Annotated in this window: 22 protein-coding genes and 1 other RNA gene; 5 read left to right on the forward strand and 18 right to left on the reverse strand. The window is 34.5% G+C overall.

Annotated elements, in window-relative coordinates:
* Positions 1-100 precede the first annotated feature (100 nt).
* Positions 101-790, forward strand: a complete 690-nt coding sequence (locus tag BUC25_RS11775) for a queuosine precursor transporter (protein ID WP_073202066.1) — start codon at positions 101-103, stop codon at positions 788-790.
* 50 nt (positions 791-840) lie between these two features.
* The gene (locus tag BUC25_RS11780; protein ID WP_073202067.1) at positions 841-1233 is read left to right on the forward strand and encodes a ribonuclease HI family protein; all 393 of its coding nucleotides are present in this window, start codon (positions 841-843) and stop codon (positions 1231-1233) included.
* On the opposite strand, the gene BUC25_RS11785 is transcribed toward BUC25_RS11780, so the two are convergent.
* The 8 genes from BUC25_RS11785 to BUC25_RS19390 all read right to left on the reverse strand — a co-directional run bounded on the left by BUC25_RS11785 (position 1230) and on the right by BUC25_RS19390 (position 6298).
* Positions 1230-1505: a DUF6123 family protein gene (locus tag BUC25_RS11785; RefSeq protein WP_073202068.1), complete on the reverse strand. Its 276-nt coding sequence runs from the start codon at positions 1503-1505 to the stop codon at positions 1230-1232. The genes BUC25_RS11780 and BUC25_RS11785 overlap by 4 nt on opposite strands.
* Positions 1506-1812: 307 nt before the next feature.
* Positions 1813-2943: a THUMP domain-containing class I SAM-dependent RNA methyltransferase gene (locus BUC25_RS11790; protein ID WP_073202069.1), complete on the reverse strand. Its 1131-nt coding sequence runs from the start codon at positions 2941-2943 to the stop codon at positions 1813-1815.
* Positions 2944-3045: 102 nt separating this feature from the next.
* Positions 3046-3426, reverse strand: an RNA gene (gene rnpB, locus BUC25_RS11795) — RNase P RNA component class B.
* Positions 3427-3507: 81 nt separating this feature from the next.
* Positions 3508-3795 carry a cell division regulator GpsB gene (gene gpsB, locus BUC25_RS11800; RefSeq protein WP_170862690.1) on the reverse strand — a complete coding sequence of 96 codons (288 nt, stop codon included), beginning with the start codon at positions 3793-3795 and terminating at the stop codon, positions 3508-3510.
* 62 nt (positions 3796-3857) lie between these two features.
* A complete protein-coding gene (locus BUC25_RS11805) occupies positions 3858-4418 on the reverse strand; it encodes an SLOG family protein (protein WP_073202070.1) in 561 nt (186 codons plus the stop codon).
* Between the two features lie 787 nt (positions 4419-5205).
* On the reverse strand, positions 5206-5508 hold the full coding sequence (locus tag BUC25_RS11810) for a CotD family spore coat protein (RefSeq protein ID WP_073202071.1): 303 nt from the start codon (positions 5506-5508) through the stop codon (positions 5206-5208).
* An 88-nt stretch (positions 5509-5596) separates the two neighbouring features.
* Positions 5597-5980, reverse strand: coding sequence for a DUF1798 family protein (locus BUC25_RS11815; protein WP_244535174.1), 384 nt, complete (start codon positions 5978-5980; stop codon positions 5597-5599).
* A gap of 165 nt (positions 5981-6145) precedes the next feature.
* The gene (locus BUC25_RS19390; protein ID WP_170862691.1) at positions 6146-6298 is read right to left on the reverse strand and encodes a hypothetical protein; all 153 of its coding nucleotides are present in this window, start codon (positions 6296-6298) and stop codon (positions 6146-6148) included.
* Positions 6299-6451: 153 nt separating this feature from the next.
* On the opposite strand from BUC25_RS19390, the gene BUC25_RS19490 reads away from it, so the two are divergent.
* The 3 genes from BUC25_RS19490 to BUC25_RS11825 all read left to right on the forward strand — a co-directional run bounded on the left by BUC25_RS19490 (position 6452) and on the right by BUC25_RS11825 (position 10181).
* Positions 6452-6565: a spore protein gene (locus tag BUC25_RS19490; protein ID WP_244535175.1), complete on the forward strand. Its 114-nt coding sequence runs from the start codon at positions 6452-6454 to the stop codon at positions 6563-6565.
* A gap of 234 nt (positions 6566-6799) precedes the next feature.
* Positions 6800-7417 carry a Holliday junction resolvase RecU gene (recU, locus tag BUC25_RS11820; RefSeq protein WP_073202072.1) on the forward strand — a complete coding sequence of 206 codons (618 nt, stop codon included), beginning with the start codon at positions 6800-6802 and terminating at the stop codon, positions 7415-7417.
* On the forward strand, positions 7407-10181 hold the full coding sequence (locus BUC25_RS11825) for a penicillin-binding protein 1A (RefSeq protein WP_073202073.1): 2775 nt from the start codon (positions 7407-7409) through the stop codon (positions 10179-10181). Before recU ends, BUC25_RS11825 begins: the two co-directional genes overlap by 11 nt.
* Before the next feature lie 22 nt (positions 10182-10203).
* Here BUC25_RS11825 and nth read toward each other — a convergent pair whose 3' ends face one another.
* From nth to panC, 10 genes are all read right to left on the reverse strand, one after another.
* Positions 10204-10860, reverse strand: a complete 657-nt coding sequence (gene nth / locus BUC25_RS11830) for an endonuclease III (protein ID WP_073202074.1) — start codon at positions 10858-10860, stop codon at positions 10204-10206.
* A 9-nt stretch (positions 10861-10869) separates the two neighbouring features.
* A complete protein-coding gene (locus BUC25_RS11835) occupies positions 10870-11547 on the reverse strand; it encodes a DnaD domain-containing protein (RefSeq protein ID WP_073202075.1) in 678 nt (225 codons plus the stop codon).
* Positions 11548-11681: 134 nt separating this feature from the next.
* Positions 11682-12974: an asparagine--tRNA ligase gene (asnS, locus tag BUC25_RS11840; protein ID WP_073202076.1), complete on the reverse strand. Its 1293-nt coding sequence runs from the start codon at positions 12972-12974 to the stop codon at positions 11682-11684.
* A 20-nt stretch (positions 12975-12994) separates the two neighbouring features.
* Complete coding sequence (locus BUC25_RS11845; protein WP_073202077.1) at positions 12995-14176, reverse strand: pyridoxal phosphate-dependent aminotransferase; 1182 nt, start codon at positions 14174-14176, stop codon at positions 12995-12997.
* Positions 14177-14195: 19 nt separating this feature from the next.
* Positions 14196-14723 (reverse strand): cell wall elongation regulator TseB-like domain-containing protein, encoded by a 528-nt coding sequence (locus BUC25_RS11850; protein ID WP_073202078.1) that lies wholly within the window; start codon positions 14721-14723, stop codon positions 14196-14198.
* Positions 14689-14862, reverse strand: coding sequence for a YpmA family protein (locus BUC25_RS11855; protein ID WP_244535181.1), 174 nt, complete (start codon positions 14860-14862; stop codon positions 14689-14691). The genes BUC25_RS11850 and BUC25_RS11855 overlap by 35 nt, the downstream gene beginning before the upstream one ends.
* Before the next feature lie 117 nt (positions 14863-14979).
* A complete protein-coding gene (locus BUC25_RS11860) occupies positions 14980-15786 on the reverse strand; it encodes a ComEC/Rec2 family competence protein (protein ID WP_073202080.1) in 807 nt (268 codons plus the stop codon).
* Between the two features lie 59 nt (positions 15787-15845).
* Complete coding sequence (gene dinG, locus BUC25_RS11865; RefSeq protein ID WP_073202081.1) at positions 15846-18491, reverse strand: ATP-dependent DNA helicase DinG; 2646 nt, start codon at positions 18489-18491, stop codon at positions 15846-15848.
* A 697-nt stretch (positions 18492-19188) separates the two neighbouring features.
* Complete coding sequence (panD, locus tag BUC25_RS11870; protein ID WP_073202082.1) at positions 19189-19572, reverse strand: aspartate 1-decarboxylase; 384 nt, start codon at positions 19570-19572, stop codon at positions 19189-19191.
* 11 nt (positions 19573-19583) lie between these two features.
* Positions 19584-20456, reverse strand: a complete 873-nt coding sequence (panC, locus tag BUC25_RS11875; RefSeq protein ID WP_073202184.1) for a pantoate--beta-alanine ligase — start codon at positions 20454-20456, stop codon at positions 19584-19586.

Below are 20456 nucleotides of genomic sequence, written 5' to 3' on the forward strand. Positions count from 1 at the left end.
TTTCACTTACATATTTACACGATTTATGGTATTTTTATTTATTGACTGTATACACAGATATCATATCAATTTAGATACAGCACAGAAAGGTAGGATATTTTTGGAAAATGAACTTTTATGGCTAATTTTTGCCCTTATAAATTTTGCACTTTTAATTGTTATGTACCGATTATTTGGTAAAGCAGGTTTATTCGTATGGATTGGGATGTCAACCGTACTTGCAAACATTCAAGTATTAAAAGCCGTTGAAATGGTGGGACTTGTCGCAACTCTCGGTAATATCACTTACGGGACCGTCTTTTTAGCAACCGATATTTTAAACGAGAATCATGGTAAGAAGGAAGCGAAAAAAGCAGTCTGGATGGGGTTTTCTTCCCTTCTGATAATGACAATTGTCATGCAAGTTGCGATTAGATTTACACCACATGCAGATGATTTTGCACAAGGCGCATTAGAAACAATATTTGAACTAATACCGAATATCGCAATTGGCAGTATGCTAGCCTATGTAGTCAGTCAGTATTTAGACGTGTGGATATACGGGAAACTGAAGCAACTGCTCCCATCTAATAAACATTTATGGATTCGTAACAATGGTAGTACGATGATAAGTCAATTTGTAGACACTTTAATATTTTGCTCTATTGCTTTTTATAGTGAGTATGAGTTTGATGTTTGGCTTAGCATATTATTTACCACTTATGTTATAAAATTTGTAGTTTCAGCCTTAGATACACCATTTTTATATATAGCAAAAAGAATGAAACCAAAGCTTAAAGAAAATGTATAAAGTAAAAGATGAATAACTATTTTTCTTATCTTTTAGGAGGTAGGGCTGCTATGATTGAAGTATATACGGATGGTGCCAGTAGAGGAAATCCCGGGCCTAGTGGTGTGGGCATCTATATCAAATATGGCAAAATACAAAAAGAAGAATTACAGTATATTGGGGAATATACGAATCACGAAGCGGAATTTATTGCTGTTATCAAAGCTTTAGAATATTGTAGAGAACATTTCTCTACCGAAATAATTTCTTGTCGTTCGGATGCTAAAGTAGTAGTTGATGCTATTGATAAAAATTATGTAAAGAATAAAAGTTATCAAATCTATTTAGATAGAATCAATAGTTTAACAAATATATTTCCCTATTTTTTTATTAAATGGATTCCAGAAAAACAAAATAAACGTGCAGATATATTGGCACGGAAAGCTTTAATGAATCAAAATTAATCCATCAAGTCATTTTGTTTAAGAATCAAAATGGCTTGCTTTCTATTTTTGACATTGTGACGTGCAAATAATTCTAACAAACTTATGTAAAAGCTTCGATCAAATGTCATTTGTAATTGTAAGGTGTACAGTAATGCCAATTCAACATGATCAACTGAAGTATTTGTATATTTTTGTCCAAAATAAATAAAATGAACTTCTTCATCTGTAAGCTTAAATCCCTTTGACCATAATTTTTCTAAAAAATGAGCCAATATTTCACTGTCCTTCACTACTAATCCCTCGCTCGTGTAAAACTATTTATACAGTACAAACCGTCCGTATTTCATACTTCAAGTTGATAAATGGACGAAAACATCTTGGTAAGATCCGCAAACAACCAGTAGTAAAAAAACAACTGGTTGGTACTATACTTTATCTCAGATTTAAAATGATTCTAATGTTAGTATAGATTTTTTTAAGTTAGAAGTCTAGTGGATACCCTCTTACTTAATACTAGATTCGGGTAGAAAAATGTAAAAAAGTACTGCACCTCCAATGTTTTTGATTGGGAGGTGCAGTTTATTATTCATAATTAATTTATTGTTTTTTACCGAAATATTGATAGTAATCGGTTTTAATAAAAGCATTAAATAGCTTTCTCTTTTTTGAAGCTTTTTGGCCAAATAATGATTCGAAATTTTCGTTTGCTGTTAGAATGTAAATACTCCAGGTTGGGTAATTTTTTAGTACTTTTCCAAGCTTTTGATAGACAGCTTCTACTTGTTTTTTATCTCCTAAACGTTCGCCATAGGGAGGGTTACTAACAATGTATCCTCCCTCCTCTTGGGAATGAAAATCTGTTGCTTGCATTTGCTTCCAACTAACCAGATCAGCTAATCCAGCTTCAATAGCATTGTCTTTTGCAATTTCAATTACTTTTGGATCAAGATCTGTTCCATAAATGGCAAGCGGCTGATCATAATTAGCTAAATCTTCAGCTTCTTCTAAAGCTTTATCCCAAACAGAGGAAGAGATAAATTCCCACTCTTCTGCAGCAAATGAACGATTAAAACCTGGAGCAATATTTTGTCCAATCAAGGCTGCTTCAATGGGAATTGTTCCAGAACCACAGAAGAGATCATGAAACGGTTCATCAACTCGCCAATTTGTTAATTGAACAAGTGCTGCCGCTAGTGTTTCTTTTAATGGCGCATCCCCTTGTCCAATACGGTATCCACGCTTGTGGAGTCCAGCACCAGAGGTATCTAATGTTAACGTCACCTTATCTTTCAATAAGGCAACTTCCACTTTATACTCAGCACCGGTTTCTTCTAGCCAGTTTGCAATCCCATGCCTCTGCTTCAATTTTTCAACAATCGCTTTTTTTACAATGGATTGACAGTCGGGCACACTGAATAATTTGGATTTGTGTGACTTGCCGACAACTGGAAATTTACCATTCTCAGGAATGTATTGCTCCCAATCTAATGCTTTGGTTCCTTCAAAGAGCTCGTCATACGTTGTCGCTTCAAATTCTCCAACAATTAATTTAATTCGATCTGCGGTACGTAACCATAAATTACATCTGGCAATTGCATGATGATCAGCATTAAAGATAACTTTCCCGTTTTCTACTGTTACATCGTCATATCCTAACTGACGTACTTCTTTTGCGACGAGTGATTCAAGTCCCATTGCTGCAGTTGCTATTAATTTCACCGTTTTCATATCTGCATCCCTTTCTTTCTGATGTGTGTCACTTTATGTATAACAAAACCCCTTTTATTAAAAAAGGGGTTTCTTCTTCATCAATTAAATGACCGAATGAATGTCCGTAAGCCATGTTCTGTTCTTTCGTACTCCAAACGGTGGTCAGCCTCGTACCAAAGGTGTAATCATCTGTCTACAAGCAAAAACTTGTCCTTCTTTCGGTTGAATTCCCTACTAGAAGATGCCCCTACCAATATTTGGGTTGCTCACTCGAGGGGTTTACCTCGTTCCACCTGAATAGTTTCCTATTTAGCTACGTCACTGTGGCACTTTCAAGGTAGTAACACCATATCAAAAGACGTAGGTGTTTTCCCTGCCGTTAACCATATTAGGTTACCTTGACTTATGATTTCGTCAAGCACGAACACTACAAGCGTCTCAGCTTGTGTGAGCATGGACTTTCCTCTACATATTCAATATATGCAGCGATTACTCAACATTCATTCCTTCGCTGATTAAGCCTTCATTATTGTAACATGTATCCTTTATTAGTCAATGGAAAACATATCTTAACTTTCCAATTTAATCTTCATACTTTTTTCCGAAAACAGCTTTTTCTAAATTCGAAAGTCGTTTCAGAATATCATAATTAACTTGATGATTGGAAGTACTGGGTCTGATCCTTGTATTGTCGGATTGCTTTTTCACACGATCATTTTCTTGTTGTAGTCTTACAATTTCCTGTTGAAAGAATTCGTAATCTTGAATAATAACATCTAAAAACTCATCCACTTCTTCTTGATTATAACCTCTCATTGATGTTTTAAAGCTTTTCTCTAAAATATCTTTTCCATTCAATTGATTTGCCATTATTTCCACCTCATTTAATCATTACTACTCATTTTTTCAAAAAAGATATAAGTTGTCAATTTTTAATCTAATTCTATGTCATTATTCTCCTGCTGATCTCTAACGATGTCTTCAAGGTCATTTGGTGTAATAAACAATATCACATAATTATTAGATTCTTGTTCCTTCTTAGCCTTATCCAAAAAAAACTTAACACTACCTGGATAATCCTCATCTACAAGCATTAAACATCCTTCTGATTTTTCTAATAGCCAATAATCTTTATTAATAAATTGGAATGGTGCTTTGTAATTTTCATTGTATAAAGGCTGATAGAAATCGGCTTGTTCAGTTACCTGTAAAAAAGCTTCTTGATAAACCTCCGGCCATCTAGATTCATATTCTAGAAATGGAGGAAATATTCCTAATTTTATCGGATACATCAATTTTAAATCCAGGATCACTTGTGCCGCCCATAACTCAACTCCCATTTGTCCGGACAATATAACCCATTCTAAGCCTTCATCGATTAGGGATAATAATCTTTGTTTAAAAGCAGTTTTAATAAATTCGATGCGCGTATCCTTCTCATTTTTTATATTCAATTCCATCGGTTTATTACCTGCTATTGTTATGACCTTCAATTTTATACACTACTTTCTCGAAAGGAAGAAACTTTATGTACTAGTATAAAACATATCACCATGATATTCTAGTCATCGTCAAAATTTCTATGTGTATATAGCAATATTTATAAGAATAAACCTCGATCCCTCTCACTAAATATATTAGTTGAAAAATATACTTAGTGAACAAAAGTAGGACAATGCCATAACTCTAGAGGTTATTTTGAAAGGATATATGTGCGTAGTAACCGCTTCGGCTTGTCCACTTCCCTTTCCGTGGGGTTTTCCCTTTAGCTAACTTTTTCATGCAAAAACCACATAAAAAAGTGGATCTTCAGGGAAAACGATCCCACAGGAGTGGAAGTGGACGCCTCCGCTTATTGGGAATCTACAACTATTGCAAATGCTAATATCTTGGATGGTTACAATTAGACAATAAATCAGATTAAATTAATAACAATGATGAGTAATTTAATTACAATTTGTTAGGAAAAAGTGAATTAGTCAACATGATTATTGTTACTTAAGTTGTAGAATATAAAAAGCGAAGGCGTCCGTTTCCACTCCTGCGGGAAGTTTTTATCCGAAGATCCACTTTTTTAGCGAACTGCGCTTAAAAAGTTAGCTGAGGAGAAAAACCCGCGGAAAGGGAAACAGACAAGCCGGAGCGACTGTTAAGCAGTTGTAAAATCTCATAATTACCACCTAAGTGGTGTCTTATAATCCTTCTTTTGTTCATTAAATAAGTATATTTTTTTCAAATAAAAATAAACTGTCATGATTGGATCATGACAGTTTTGTTGATTTAGCGCGGCATATTGTTTTGCGGGTTCCATTGCCCTGGTCCGGGTTGACTAAAACCCCCGAATTGCCCTGGTCCTTGCATTGGTCCACCATATACGTTAACTTGATCTACCGTATTTTGATAAGAGGTCGTGTGTGGGAAATAATGAGTGTTTTTCACAAGGTGATGATTAACACAGTTCGTATGTGATGGATGAATATGCTTTACTTCACTTTCGGTACAAGTGTTCACTTGATTATATTTCGTTGGATGGACAACTGTTTGTGTTGGCATTCCACAGCCAAAAGGTCTTCGATGTCTCATAAATAGTCACCTCACTAATATTATTCTATACTAGCGTATGTCATACTAGTGAAGATTGTCTAAGACATCAACCTATTAGTCCGAATTTTTATAAACTTATGTCATTCTTTAACAAGTCAAATACATATAATACAGATTGATATAACTCCATATACCGTTTTTTTCGTACGTCAATGTAATAACTATGGAGCAACAATAATTTTATATTTTCTTCGGTCGACTCAATTTGTTGGGGATGGACTTGCACATCTCGATTTTTCACAAATACTAAAGCTTCTTCATACCACTTATCTACTTTAATAAATATAGGTTCCGTTTGTTCTTTTACAAATGCAAAAAATTCCGGATCACGTTTATTTTCTGGCTTTTCATGTGTAAGATAATATTCTTGTAACGAGGATAGCTCTTTTTCTAATTCTTCCATATATGTTAACAGTAACAATGACTTACCGCCTTTCTTCTCAGTTATCATGGCATAACCGTTCGTAATACCCTCCAAGTCCGTTTTTCGTATAGGTGAAGAAATAACGACCTAATAAGTTTCGCTAACAATCAGTAGGAAGGAAAACTTCCACTGATTGAAGTCTCACTTAATAACCATCATTACTGTAACATGATTCGAAAGAAAATAATACTGTTAAGCCCCCTCTTTATTCTTCCAAAAGGAATAGGTCTTATCAGGGGAAATTTTTGTTTCTAATGTGTATTCCATCTTTTCTACTATATTGATCAAATGATCTAACTTGTTTTCACATATTTCTTTAGTAAAAATAAAATCATTGCTGTCCATCTGAATCCCTCCATTTCTTTTTTTATATTATTCGAGTTTAAGGTTTGAAATACCTTGTTATTGACAAAACTAGAAATAACATGACACAGCGGTGCATAATACGTATTATTTAAACAAAATGAGTCAAACTAAATTATGAAGGAGGGATTTATTTTGCGAGTAAATAATAAGCGAAAAATGAATAACAAACGTGAGAAACAGCAAAACAAAGAAATTCCTACGCAAAACGATAAAAAACTTAATGGACCAAATCGCCCATCAACCTAGAACAAAAGTCGACATTGCCTCCCGTAATGTCGACTTTCAACTAAATATAGATGCAATTTATGAAACTCCCCCCATATAAATGTTACAAAATATCGAATATTAAAGTTAGGACATTCCTATTATAGCAAGCTTTAACATCCGTTTTGATTGAAGAATTTGGTTGGTTAGCGTATGATGGATCTATCCATTATTGATTGATTAAAATGGTTTTCAGGTGATGTAGGAGGGAGTTTTATGCAATATCCAAATGGGAAAAAGTCATCACAAATTAGAAACAAAGGTAATGTTAAACAAACAGTATACAGTAACCGTGGGATGTCACTGGAAAAAGATATTAATGATACAAATCAATATTACTTATCACATAATGTAGCTATCATTCATAAGAAGCCAACACCTGTTCAAATAGTACAAGTTGACTATCCAAAACGTAGTGCAGCAGTTATAAAAGAGGCATATTTTAAGCAAGCCTCGACTACAGATTATAATGGAGTGTACAAAGGGAAATATATCGATTTTGAAGCAAAGGAAACTAAAAATAAACATTCCTTTCCACTTCATAATATTCATCAACATCAAATTGATCATATGAAACAAGTGATAGACCATTACGGTATATGCTTTATCTTAATTCGATTTAGCGTCTATCAGGAAACCTATTTGTTCCCTGCTGAGAATCTATTCAAATATTGGGAACAGCAATTTAAGAATAATGGAAGAAAATCATTACGTTATGAAACTGTGAAAAAGCAAGGTTATATAATACCTATTCGATATCAAGCGAAAGTGGATTATTTAGCTGTTATTGATCAGTATTATATGGAGAACGGAGGAACAACAGATGGCAGATAAAAGTCGATCCAGAATTGCCAGAAGAGAACAATTAAAGCAAAATAAATCCAAAAAGAAACCAATCGGAAAAAAAATAATGAAGTATGCATTAATAGCTATTCTTTTAATAGGTTTAGGAGTCGGAGTGCTCTTCACTTATTATATTAGTACTGCCCCTCCTTTGGATGCTGAGTTACTTTCAGATCCTGCTTCAACAAATTTATATGATATAAACGAAGAAGTTTTTGCAAAATTAGGAGCTGAAAAACGTACAAAAATACAATATAGTGAGTTATCTACAGTTTTAGAGGATGCTATTTTAGCTACTGAAGATGTAAGGTTCCATGATCATATGGGAATTGATTTAAAACGCATTGGTGGTGCTGTGATCGCTAATTTTAGGGATGGCTTTGGATCTCAAGGTGCCAGTACGATTACCCAGCAAGTAGTAAAAGGCTCTTTTTTATCAAATGATAAAAAATTAAAACGAAAAGTACAAGAACAATGGTTAGCGCTTAAATTAGATCGAGAGTTTAGCAAAGAAGAAATTATGGAAATGTATGTAAATAAAATTTATTATGGAGCAGGTGCGTATGGTGTTGCGATGGCTGCCGAAGTGTACTTTGGAAAAACAGATTTAGAAGAACTTACTTTAGCTGAGGCTGCAATACTAGCAGGTATCCCCCAACGTCCAAGCGCTTATGATCCTTTTGTTAATCCAGATTTAACGAAAGAAAGAATGAACACAGTTTTAAATCTAATGGTGCAACATAACAAAATAAGCGAAGAAGAAGCTGATGAAGCTAGAGAAGTAAATATTGAAGAGTTATTAACAGAGAAAAAACCGGACTTTGTAAAATATGAAGGGTTTATCCAACAAGTGAGAAAAGAAGTACAGGAAAAAACAGGTGCAGACATTTATAAAGATAGTCTAAATGTGTATACTACGCTAGATCCAGAAGCACAAGAACATGTTGAGTTGTTATTAAGTGATGCAGAGGATAATCCTATTGATTATAGTGAAGATGAAGATATGCAAGTGGGTCTTACTGTATTAGATACTAAAACAGGTGCTATTAGAGCGATTGGTCCTGGTAGAAATCGTGGTAATAACGGATGGAATTATGCAATTGACGGTGATGGGCGGCAAGGTGGTTCTGCCATGAAACCAATTATCTCTTATGGCCCTGCTATTGAGGAATTACAATGGTCTACCTATCATCAAATCAACGATGATAAGCCATACCCAATTGCAGGGACTGATGAATCCATCCGAAATTGGAATCGAAGTTATCAAGGATGGATGTCGATTCGATATGCCCTACAAGAATCATTAAATGTACCAGCAGTCAAAACGCTAGAAGAAGTAGGCTATAGTACTGCAAAAGAATTTGCTGAAGGAATTGGAATGGATTTTGAGGCTGACTTTACAATAACAGACGCTATAGGTGGGGCTGGTTCAAGTGTCACTCCTGTTGAAATGGCAGGTGCGTACGCTGCTTTTGGGAATGAAGGAATGTACAATGAACCATTTTCCGTCTTAAGAGTAGATTATGCGGATAGAAGATCAGAAGAATTACAATCTGAATCTACTGTTGCCATGTCAGATTCTACGGCATATATGGTTACAGATATGTTAAAAACAGTTGTAACTGAGGGAACGGGTACACGAGCTAATGTATCTAACTTACCACTTGCTGGGAAAACGGGTACAACAAACCTTACGGATGAAGAAGGCGGTGGGAGTCCTGATGCTTGGTTCGCTGGTTATACCACCAATTATACGATTGCTGTATGGACAGGGATTGATAAAGAGCGTAAAGCACTTAACAATACCAAGGTAGCGCAAGATCTGTTTAGAGAAACAATGTCATTCATTTCTCAAGATGTGGAAACAGCGGATTTTGTTAAACCAGATTCCGTAGTTGAGGTACAAGTGGAAAAAGGGTCCAATCCGGCCAAGCGCCCAAGTGAATTCACACCTGATTCCGAAATCGTTACAGAGTTATTTGTCAAAGGAACAGAACCTGGTAAAAATGAAGTGTCAGAGAAATATGATAAATTAGATCCTGTTTCCAACTTATCAGCTTCGTATGATGAAGAAGAAGAGATGATTACGGCGAAATGGGAATATGAGGAAGATGACGTTCAATTTAACGTTTCAGCAGGAACTGATGGTTCACTAAGTGAACTAACAGAAACTGATGATAAGCAAGTGGAAATTTCAAATGTGGATAAAGGAACAACATATACTATTGAAGTTATTGCGGTAAATGATGATATGGAAAGTGATCCAGTTACCGTTACCGTTGAAGTACCAGAAGATGAACCTGAAGATTTACCACAGGTTAGTCAGCTGCATCAAACCTTTGACCCTGCAAATCGTTCAGCATTAATTAGTTGGGAATATAATGAAGATGGTCCAATTGAATTTGAAATTACCGTTCAAGAGGGCGGTCAGACTATTGATCAATTCAATACAAATAAGAAATCAGTAAATATTAAACAACTACAAAACAATAAGAGTTATACAATTAGTGTGACACCTTTCTTAAAAAATAATGATGTCCGTGGTCCATCAGCAAGTATCGAAGTGTCGACTCAAGGAATTGGCAATGAAGAAGAGAATGAGAATGAAGATGGCAATCAAGAAGATCAAGAAGAACAGCAAAATGAGCAAGATGATGATGAAACGCCAAATGATAATAATGAAGATGGAGACAGTAATGATGATCAGGAACAACATGAACAAGACGATCAAAATCAGGAACAGGGAAATCAGTAAGAACAAAAAAGCAGCGAGGTTTTTATACCTTGCTGCTTTTTCTCATTCTTTTCTTTCCTTCTCGACATAAGTCTAGTAATGGACATATGTCGCATTGGGGACTTTTCGCTTTACAATGATATCTGCCAAAAAAAATCAATCGGTGATGTGTATTACTCCACTCTTGTTTGGGTATTTTTTTCATCAGTGTTTTTTCTACTTCTAAAACACTGTCTTTCCATTTGCATATTCCCAAACGTTTTGATACGCGTTCAACATGTGTATCCACTGCAATTGCTGGCTCATCAAACGCTACTGAAGCTACTACATTGGCTGTTTTGCGTCCAACTCCTGCGAGTTTTTCGAGCTCTGCCTTTGTATTTGGCACAACTCCCCTATACTTTTCAATCAGCGTTGTACAGAGTTTTCTGATATTTTTGGATTTGTTACGATATAATCCAATGGATCGAATATCCTGTTGTAATTCGTCCAATGAAACACTCAAAAAATCTTCAGGTGTTTTGTACTTTTTAAATAAATCTTTTGTTACTTTATTCACTAATGCATCTGTACACTGAGCCGATAAGACAACTGCAATTAACAATTCAAATGGATTGTCATGTACAAGTTCACATTCTGCATCTGGAAACATTTTTTCAATTTGGTCTAGTACAATATTTATTTCTCTTTTTGTTAACATTACTCTCCCCTACTCTTCTAACCAATTATAATATAATGATTTATCATATGGATGGTCTTTCTTATTCTCAGCACTGACCGTTTGACGATTATGATGAAAAGCTTTACTTGTTTGTTGGGCTTGTTGAACAGATTTAACCCCTTTTCGTTGCCATTCCATTAATATCCGATCAATGTACTTAAAATTCACTTTACCCATTAGTACGGCTTCTCTTAAGGCTGCATAAATCATAGAAGTGTCATGTTGGTCTTCATCTAACCAATTATTAATCATTTCAATTTCAAATGGAGATAATGGACGACCGAACTCTCTTTCGAACTTTTGAAACACTTCTCCCATATGCTGCTCATCTTTTACATCGGATTCTTTCTCACTGTATAACTTTAGCCATAATCGCTCTAATGAATACGATTCTTTAATCATTTCGTCCCCTTTGTCTTCTTCAAGCGATAATAAATCTCTTTGAATAAGCTGTCTTAATAAAGAAGAACATTCCTCACTTGAAATGGTTAAATGCTCTGAAATTTCTTCTGGTGTAGGAAAAAAGTTTCCTTTTTGTTGTGTGACATGAATTTGTAAAATAATTGCTAATTGACTCTCTGTAATACCTAATGCTGCATGTTTTTCAATCAGTAACATTGGTATATTAATCTGATCCTGAAGTATATATTGTAACTTTTGATTCATCGTATAAAGCCACCTTCTATTGAATAAATAACATACTAAAATAGTATAATCCTTTACAACAAATTGCAAAGGATTATACGGTATACTCTCTTGCTGCTAAAAGACTGTACGACGAACAGTTCAGTCAAATCAACTTATGGATATAATCGGTTTAATAACCTTGGAAAAGGGATTGTTTCTCTAACATGCTCTACACCAGTAATCCAAGCTACGGTTCTTTCCAATCCTAAACCAAAACCAGCATGTGGAATACTGCCATATTTACGTAGATCAAGATACCAACCATACGCTTCGGTTGATAGTTGATGCTCTTGGTACCGTTGTTCCATTAATGCTAGATCGTCTATCCGAGCGGATCCACCAATGATTTCACCATAGCCTTCTGGAGCAATCAAGTCTGCACATAAAACAACATCTTCACGATTAGGATCAGGTTTCATATAAAATGCTTTAATGTCTTTTGGATAATGGGTAATGAACACTGGTTGTTCAAAACTTTCCGCAATTGCTGTTTCGTGTGGGGCACCAAAATCTTCCCCCCATTTTATATCTGTAAAACCTTTTTCTTTTAACATGTTAATCGCCTTGTCATAAGTAATACGTGGAAAGGGTTTTAATATATTTTTTAACATGTCGATATTGCGATCTAACGTGCTCAGTTCTAATTTACAATGTGTTAAAACAGACTTTACAATAAATTGAACATAGCTTTCTTGTATAGCAAGACTCTCTTCATGTGTCACAAATGCCATCTCTGGTTCAATCATCCAGAATTCAATCAAATGTCTTCTCGTTTTTGATTTTTCAGCTCTAAATGTTGGACCAAAAGAAAAAACGCGTCCGAGAGCCATTGCAGCTGCTTCCATATATAACTGTCCACTTTGAGATAAATAAGCCTCTTCATCGAAATATTGAGTGTGGAATAACTCTGTCGTACCTTCAGCTGCTGAACTTGTTAATATAGGCGGATCAATTTTAACAAAACCTTCTTGCTGGAAAAATTGATATGTCGCTTGAATAATTTGATTTCTGATTCTCATAATAGCATGTTGTTTCTTAGAACGTAACCATAAATGACGATGGTCCATTAAGAACTCTGGTCCATGTTCTTTTGGTGTAATAGGATAATCACTTGATTCATGGATGACTTCAATATGCTTCACTTGCATTTCATATCCAAACGGTGAACGAGTATCCTCTACAATCTTTCCAGTCACATAAAGAGAAGATTCTTGAGTTAATGATTTAGCTAAACTGAAAATTTCTTCAGTAACGTCTGCTTTTACTACTACTCCTTGAATAAAACCTGTACCATCACGGAGTTGTAAAAAGGCAATTTTACCACTTGAGCGTTTGTTAGCAAGCCATACTCCTAACGTTACCTCTTGATTTAGATATGTCTCTGATTGGCTAATTGTTGTTTTCATTTGTCATCCTCCACAACCTGTTACTGATGATTTTCAACAAAACGTTTAATGCGGTTTGCTGCATCTTCTAGTTGGTCTAGTGAAATAGCATAAGAAAGTCTTACGTTATTTGGCGCACCAAAACCGGAACCAGGAACAAGGGCTACTTTTTCTTCTTCCAATAATGCCTTAACCCAATCATCAACTGAATCAAACCCGTTCATTTCCGATGCTTTTTTCACATTTGGAAATAAATAAAATGCTCCTTTTGGTTTTACACACTCAATTCCTGGAATGGCCACTAACCATTCGTATAATTTTTCTAATCTTTCACTAAATGCTTCCTTCATTTCACGCACAGGTTCTTGTGAACCAGTATATGCCGCTTCCGCAGCTACCTGTGCAATGGATGTTGGATTTGAGGTAGAGTGAGAAGCCAAGCTGGTCATTGATTTAATGATTTGTTTATTTCCAACTGCATAACCAATTCTCCACCCTGTCATCGAGTGAGATTTAGATACACCATTGATAATTACGGTCTGTTCTTTTAATTCAGGAGATATTTCTGCTACAGATACATGATCTGTTGATGTGTAAGTAAGTTTTTCATAAATTTCATCTGAAACAATTAAAATATTATGTTTTAGACATACTTTGCCTAATGCTTCTAGTTCCTCTTTTTCATACATTACACCTGTAGGATTACTTGGAGAATTTAAAATAACTGCTTTAGTTTTTTTAGTAATTGCTTGTTCTAATTGCTCTGGAGTTAATTTGAATTCATTAGCTTCCATTGCATCGATAAACACAGGCTTGCCTTCAGCTAATTTAATTTGCTCTGGATAGCTTACCCAATAGGGTGTAGGTACAATCACTTCGTCTTCTTTATTTAAAATTACTTGAAAAAGAGTGTATAGTGCATGTTTGGCACCAATAGTAACAATAATTTGATCTAAGTCATAGGAAAGTTTTTGATCATCTTTCATTTTTTTCTGGATTGCTTGTTTTAATTCTGCTGTTCCCCCAGCTGGAGTATACTTTGTGAAGCCATCATACATTGCTGTAGCTGCTGCTTTTAGAATAGGCTCAGGGGTGTTAAAATCTGGTTCACCCGCGCCTAAGCCAATCACGTCATGTCCAGCTTGTTTTAATTCTTTCGCTTTAGCGGTAATCGCTAAAGTGGCAGAAGGAGTTAATGTTTGTACTCTGTTTGCTAATTCCATTGTTTTTATCACCTTTCTATTATTGAAATGATGGCGTTAATGTTAATCGATAATGCGATTTATCCTCTAATATGACATGTTCATAAACCAGTCTTTCAGATGAATCTAAGTATTTAATTTCTAGTATGGGAGTATTGTTATCCAATCCAATTGTTGACCCTAAATATTCACAATTTTGGCATCGATTTTCCCATTCTTTAAGTAATACATCTTCAGAATGTAAAGATTCCTTATTAAAAGTTTCGAATTTCCAGTCCTGATCATTCTGTGACACATACACGAAAGATTCCTCATTATTGTCAGTAACACCATCTAATACATAGTATAATTGGTCACCATGATACCTTTCAATGCTATGAACTTCCGAGAGATTAGTATTATCAATGACCATTAGTTCCATCTCTTTATATTCACTTGTTTTACTCTCCATAACATCTTGATAAAGAGAAAAAAAATAATAACTTACTCCTAATAATATAATAATACTGATAACGGCAATTGCTACTAGCTTATTATGTTCGATAAATGGTAAAGATAGCTTTTTCATCATTTTCCTCACTTAATGTTAGTCCAAACATGAGATCATCTTCTTTAAGTGTACGATTTAAATTATCGACAATTTTATACAAATCTTCTGAATAATCTAATTGAACAGTGGATAATGTGGTTATTTTTGAGTGATTTATTTGGGACACCTCCAACTTTCATAAAACATTCCATACTTTATTTTGATAGACTTTCGTTTTTTTTTCAACTAAAAACTTGCAAGATATTCAAATATATATGCGCAAATTTCGAGGTGTTTAACTTACAGAGCTATTTTCCGTTAGAATTTCGTAATCATCCTTACTTAAGCGCACAAATACAGTACCTGACTGTTTTAAAAAATAAACATCGATCCATGTTGCATTTAATCGCTCTATTAAGGATTCATTAATTTTGTGTGTTTGACTAGGAAAAATAATACTCATATACGGATCTATATGTTCCAAAAATTCTTGTGACGGAGAATGACCGCTTCCAAATGCTGCAACTTTTAAAATATCAACATTTACCGTTTGGTTAATCAGCTTCTGTTCTATTGCAATATCCTTATCATTTAAAAATAAAATCGATTGTTTACCATAGCCCATTAAAAATGAAATATCACCATCTTTTGTTTGATCAAGAGTTTGAATATAGAGATCCTCCCATAATTCAACTTCACTATCCATTGTCCACTTATTCACATTGAGATCTTCCGAGAAACTTTCATTCATGTGATTTGGAATAATAATATTATTGACTTGGTAATGCTCCAAAAAATACAATAAATTACCTGTGTATTCCTCTGATTGGTTCGTAATGATAATTGTATCTATTTGGTCTACTTGAAGCTTACTTAGTTGTTGATATAATGTTTTTTGACTTCGTTTGCTTGCTGTATTAACTAATATATGCTCTCCTCTGTTATTTTTTATTAAGCTTGCTTCCCCATGAGGTACATTAAAGAAAATAATATCTAATTGATCAGATTGCAATTCGGGAATATCTGGAATGGCACTTACTGATTTTATTAGTATTAGGTAACTTAAGAATATAGTGCTAAGGAGAATAGTTAATCTGCGCATACGGAAACCTACTTTCTATCTCGTGATATAAATAGGTTTTCACAAAAGGTGTCACTTTATCAAATCCATTTATCAACATGTTTTAACAAGTTTTGCATATTATCATATTTGATTGGGATGGTGGGGATTGAATTTATGAAAGTTTTACCATATTTTTTGGTCATTAATCTTTCATCAAACACAAATATTATTCCATGATCGCTATCTTTTCGTATTAATCTGCCAAAACCTTGTTTGAACTGTAACACAGCTTGTGGTAATGCTAATTCTATAAAAGGATTGATGCCTTTTCTTTTTAGATAATCAGCTTTTTTCATGAAAATAGGGTCTTGTGGTGATTGAAAAGGTAATTTGACAATTACTAAGCAGGATAAATCATCTCCAGGAATGTCAATCCCCTGCCAATAGGCATTTGTTCCTAATAATATAGATTGATCAAATGCCTGAAACTGTTTTATTAAACGGTTGCGACTTCCTGTTGTTACACCCTGACCAATAATCATGTAATCTGATAATAATTCTGATTCCTTTAGAATGTAATAGCTTTTTCGTAACATATCATAAGACGTAAATAATATTAACATTCTTCCTTTTGTTTGTTCGGATATTGAAATAATCGCCTCATTAATTGCATAAATAAATTGATCGTTATTAGGGTACTGTATGGCTGGAAGATCTTTTGGAATTAGTAATTGTACATTATTTTGATAATCAAAATGATGATCAACGATATACTCACTAGACGTTAATGAATCCAGACCAACTTTTCTTTTAATATAATCAAATGATTCATTCATTGTAAGTGTCGAACTTATCAAAATAATGGACTCTTTCGACTGAAACAAATAATTGCGTAATTCGTCTTGGATGGAGAATGGCTCTCGGTGAATAAAAACCGCATTTTCAGCACCATTTTGATCAATTTCAAGCCATGTAACTGCTTCTGCCTTATTATTAATTAGTAGCAATTGTAAAAGTTTCTCCAAGTGAATAAGCTGTTCTTGATCGTGCTGCTGGTTGTCTTCATTTAGTAATGCTGATAACTGTCTCACCATTAAACTGACACGATCGATCACTTCTTTAATTTCGGATTGATTGTTGATTTCCCACACTGATTTTAGCCTTCCAACATCTGTCACAGCTTTCTTTTGTAGATTTTCATTTTTTACAAATTGGAATAAGTTTCGAAACAATAAATCAATTTCATATTTTACATCTACTAATAAGTTTAAAAAATCTGGGTAATTCGTATGATTTCTATCTAATTGTTGAAAAAGAGCAGTTAGTTCAAAATAACTTAATGAAGCGCCTAAGAAATTGGTAGCGACTTGATCTAATTGATGCGCTTCATCAATAATCAATCGTTGATAATTAGGCAATAATTTTTGCTCGGCCAACATATCAATTGCCAATAATGCATGATTGGTTACTATGATATTAGCGTGATTAGCTTGATCAATCATCCTCATATAAAAGCAGTAGTCTTGCCATATTTCATTAGCTTTTTCGTTACTGACGACGATTTGATGAAAAATAGGGTATTTCTCGATTGGAAATTGGATCTCATCTAAATCTCCTGATGTAGTTTCTGTTAACCAAATTAAGATCATTGCTTTTAATAATGTATCTTGATAGGAACGATAACTGGAATCGTGAAAAAATTCCTCGAATTTTTGCAAGCTTAAATAGTGATTTTTCCCTTTAATTATACTCGTGGAAATTGGAATATTAAGTTTTCTTAGATCTTGATCGATTAATTGTGATTGCAAATTAGTGTTAGTGGTGCTAATAACCACTTTTTCATTGTGAGCTAATGCCTCGTATATTGAAGGAATTAAGTAGCCGATCGTCTTGCCAATACCTGTTTCTGCCTCAATTAATGCATGCTCTTTTTTTCGAAAATGATCATAGATCGTCTCACTTATAAATACTTGTCCCTTTCGGATTTCATAAGAAGGAAATGCTTGTGCCAAATTTCCATTTTCATGATACATACTTTCTATATAGGTGTTAAAATCCTCACTTATCTTTGCCTGTTCCTCCTGATCAAACTCTTTTGGTTTCTTAAGTGAAAACCCTCGATACTCTTCAAGATCATCTCTATAATTTTCCTCCACTGGTTTACATATTAACGATAGATCTGTTCTTAGCGGTGAGGATAGATCTAGTAATTGTTCAATCACATTATGTGGTAATGCTTCTAATTTGTTTACTAACAGTATTAATAAATCAGCTGTTACTAGTGCATCTGATATTGCTCGATGAGGATTGTTATGAGTAATTAATAAAAATTCTGCAAGCTCATTCAATTTATAACTAGGTGCTTGCGGAAGTAGTATTCTTGCTAGCTCTACAGTATCGACAACATATGGATTAATTTTATCTTTGCCTACTCGCTCTAATTCTTCATTAAGAAATGTCAAATCAAATGGGACATTATGTGCGACAAGAATAGCCTCATCCAGTAATTCACTAAAGTCATCAACAACCTCTTCGAACATCGGTTTAGCCAATACATCTTCATCAGTGATCGATGTTAATTGGGATATGAAAGTTGGGATTGATTTACCTGGGTTGATGAGCTGATTATACTGTTTTGTAATTTCTTTGTTTTCAATAACAACAAGAGCAAGTTCGATAATTCGATCCCCTTTTGTTGCAGATTGTCCTGTTGTTTCTACATCTATAACAACAAATTTTTGCAAAAGATCATCCCCGATTTTTTCAAATTACTCTAACCATATCTCACCAAAAACCAACTAAAACTACACAAAAGACACAAACTTCGAAGTAAACTGTTTAAAATTCATTAGCCTAAGTGGTAATTTTGAAATGTGTTGTGTACTAGATATCCGCTTCGGCTGCCCACTTCCCTTTTACCACGGGCACAAGTGCAACATCTACTCAAGCAAGCTTTCGTAGTGATTTCTATGCAGTGGGGTTTTCCCTTCAGCTAACTTTTCCAAGCACAGATCGCTTGAAAAAGTGGATCTTCAGGTAAAACATTCCCACAGGAGTGAAAGTGGGCGGCCTACGCTATAAATATATTCTGCAACGGTTGCGACAGTTATCATTCTAAGCTAACTATATGAATTTAATTTAAATAATGAGTTAAATAGTCGAAATTTCAATTCTCGCATTCATTGTAGAACTTCACCTAGCGCAGGCGTCCACTTCGACTCCTGGGGGATCAGCGCGATCTGAAGATCCACTTTGTAAAGTGATCTTCTTTACAAAGTTAGCTGAAGACGCGCCCCCCCCGGAAAGCGAAGTGGGCAAGCCGTAGTGGCTGTTACGCATACACTTTCATTAAAAATTACACATTTGGTACTTCGCAGTTTAGATATTATGTGTTGATTTTAATAAAGAAACTCTTATCGGTTAAGGATAAGAGTTTGGTAATTAGAGGCTGGTGAATGGTGATTCTTGCTCTAATAGCTGTTTTACATTATTATCTTCATCCATTACTGCCACTTTTGGTTTAAAAGTTTTAAGTTCGTCGTCTGATACTATACCATATGAAACAACAATAATAATATCACCTGTTTGGACTAGTCTAGCTGCTGCTCCATTCAAACAGAACACTTTACTACCACGTTCCCCAGCAATGACATATGTTTCTAATCTAGCGCCATTATTATTATTGACAATTTGTACTTGTTCATGCGGCAAAATGCCGACCTGCTCTATGATATCCTGATCAATGGTAATACTACCTATATAATTTAAATTTGCTTCTGTTACACGAGCGCGATGAATTTTCGATTTCATCATAGTTCGTAACATTTTCTTTCCCCCTAAATGATTGCATTAGGCACTGTACCACTATGGTCCACTATGATATTATCAATCAGTCTAGCTTTAGTAAATTGAACAGCGACTGCAATAATGATTTGTTGATCAATCGTCTCCACGGTATCTAACGATGGGAAAGTTAAAATATCAACATAATCTATTTCACCATTAGTATGATGTTTAATATATTTTTTTACTTTCTCTTTTATCATAACAGGATTTTTTTCACCGTCAATCATTAATTGTTTCGCTTCTTTTAAGGCTTTAAATAGATATGTAGCTTCATGTCTTTCTTTATCTGATAAATAGACATTACGACTACTTTTAGCTAAGCCATCCATTTCTCTTACTGTAGGTACAGCAATTATTTTTAATGTGAAATTGAAAGAATCAATAAGACCTTTTACAACTGCTACCTGTTGAGCATCTTTTAATCCAAAACATACATAATCAGCTCTTGTGAGATGAAATAATTTGGTTAAAACTGTAACAACCCCATCGAAGTGATTTGGGCGACTCTTACCACATAATACATCGACACGATCAGTTACGTGGAGTGTAATAATATCATTCCCAGGATACATTTCATCTACGGAAGGCATAAATAAATAATCAACATCATGTTCCATCGCAATGGTTTGATCGCGTTTTTCATCACGAGGATAGCGTTCAAAATCTTCATTCGGTCCAAATTGAAGAGGATTGACAAAAATACTAACTATTAAAGTATCTGCATATTTCTTACATTCTTCCATTAAAGTGGTATGACCTTCATGTAAGTACCCCATTGTAGGAACAAATCCTATGGTTTCGTTTGCTTGTTTTAATTGATTGGTGATATTTGTTAGCTCATTTATTGTTCTTATTACTTTCAC

Origin of the sequence: Gracilibacillus kekensis (genome assembly GCF_900143085.1) — a bacterium.
Classification (GTDB): Bacteria; Bacillota; Bacilli; order Bacillales; family Amphibacillaceae; genus Gracilibacillus; species Gracilibacillus kekensis.

Bases quoted from the DNA above. Each gene is read 5' to 3' on its own strand.
- BUC25_RS11780 (WP_073202067.1), top strand. From the start codon at position 841: ATGATTGAAGTATATACGGATGGTGCCAGTAGAGGAAATCCCGGGCCT.
- nth (WP_073202074.1), bottom strand. From the start codon at position 10,860: ATGTTAACAAAAAGAGAAATAAATATTGTACTAGACCAAATTGAAAAA.
- BUC25_RS11860 (WP_073202080.1), bottom strand. From the start codon at position 15,786: ATGCGCAGATTAACTATTCTCCTTAGCACTATATTCTTAAGTTACCTA.
- BUC25_RS11850 (WP_073202078.1), bottom strand. From the start codon at position 14,723: ATGAAAAAGCTATCTTTACCATTTATCGAACATAATAAGCTAGTAGCA.
- BUC25_RS11835 (WP_073202075.1), bottom strand. From the start codon at position 11,547: ATGAATCAAAAGTTACAATATATACTTCAGGATCAGATTAATATACCA.
- BUC25_RS11790 (WP_073202069.1), bottom strand. From the start codon at position 2,943: ATGAAAACGGTGAAATTAATAGCAACTGCAGCAATGGGACTTGAATCA.
- BUC25_RS11815 (WP_244535174.1), bottom strand. From the start codon at position 5,980: ATGATAACTGAGAAGAAAGGCGGTAAGTCATTGTTACTGTTAACATAT.
- recU (WP_073202072.1), top strand. From the start codon at position 6,800: ATGCAATATCCAAATGGGAAAAAGTCATCACAAATTAGAAACAAAGGT.
- asnS (WP_073202076.1), bottom strand. From the start codon at position 12,974: ATGAAAACAACAATTAGCCAATCAGAGACATATCTAAATCAAGAGGTA.
- BUC25_RS11810 (WP_073202071.1), bottom strand. From the start codon at position 5,508: ATGAGACATCGAAGACCTTTTGGCTGTGGAATGCCAACACAAACAGTT.
- panD (WP_073202082.1), bottom strand. From the start codon at position 19,572: ATGTTACGAACTATGATGAAATCGAAAATTCATCGCGCTCGTGTAACA.
- BUC25_RS19390 (WP_170862691.1), bottom strand. From the start codon at position 6,298: ATGGACAGCAATGATTTTATTTTTACTAAAGAAATATGTGAAAACAAG.
- BUC25_RS11825 (WP_073202073.1), top strand. From the start codon at position 7,407: ATGGCAGATAAAAGTCGATCCAGAATTGCCAGAAGAGAACAATTAAAG.
- gpsB (WP_170862690.1), bottom strand. From the start codon at position 3,795: ATGGCAAATCAATTGAATGGAAAAGATATTTTAGAGAAAAGCTTTAAA.
- BUC25_RS11845 (WP_073202077.1), bottom strand. From the start codon at position 14,176: ATGGAATTAGCAAACAGAGTACAAACATTAACTCCTTCTGCCACTTTA.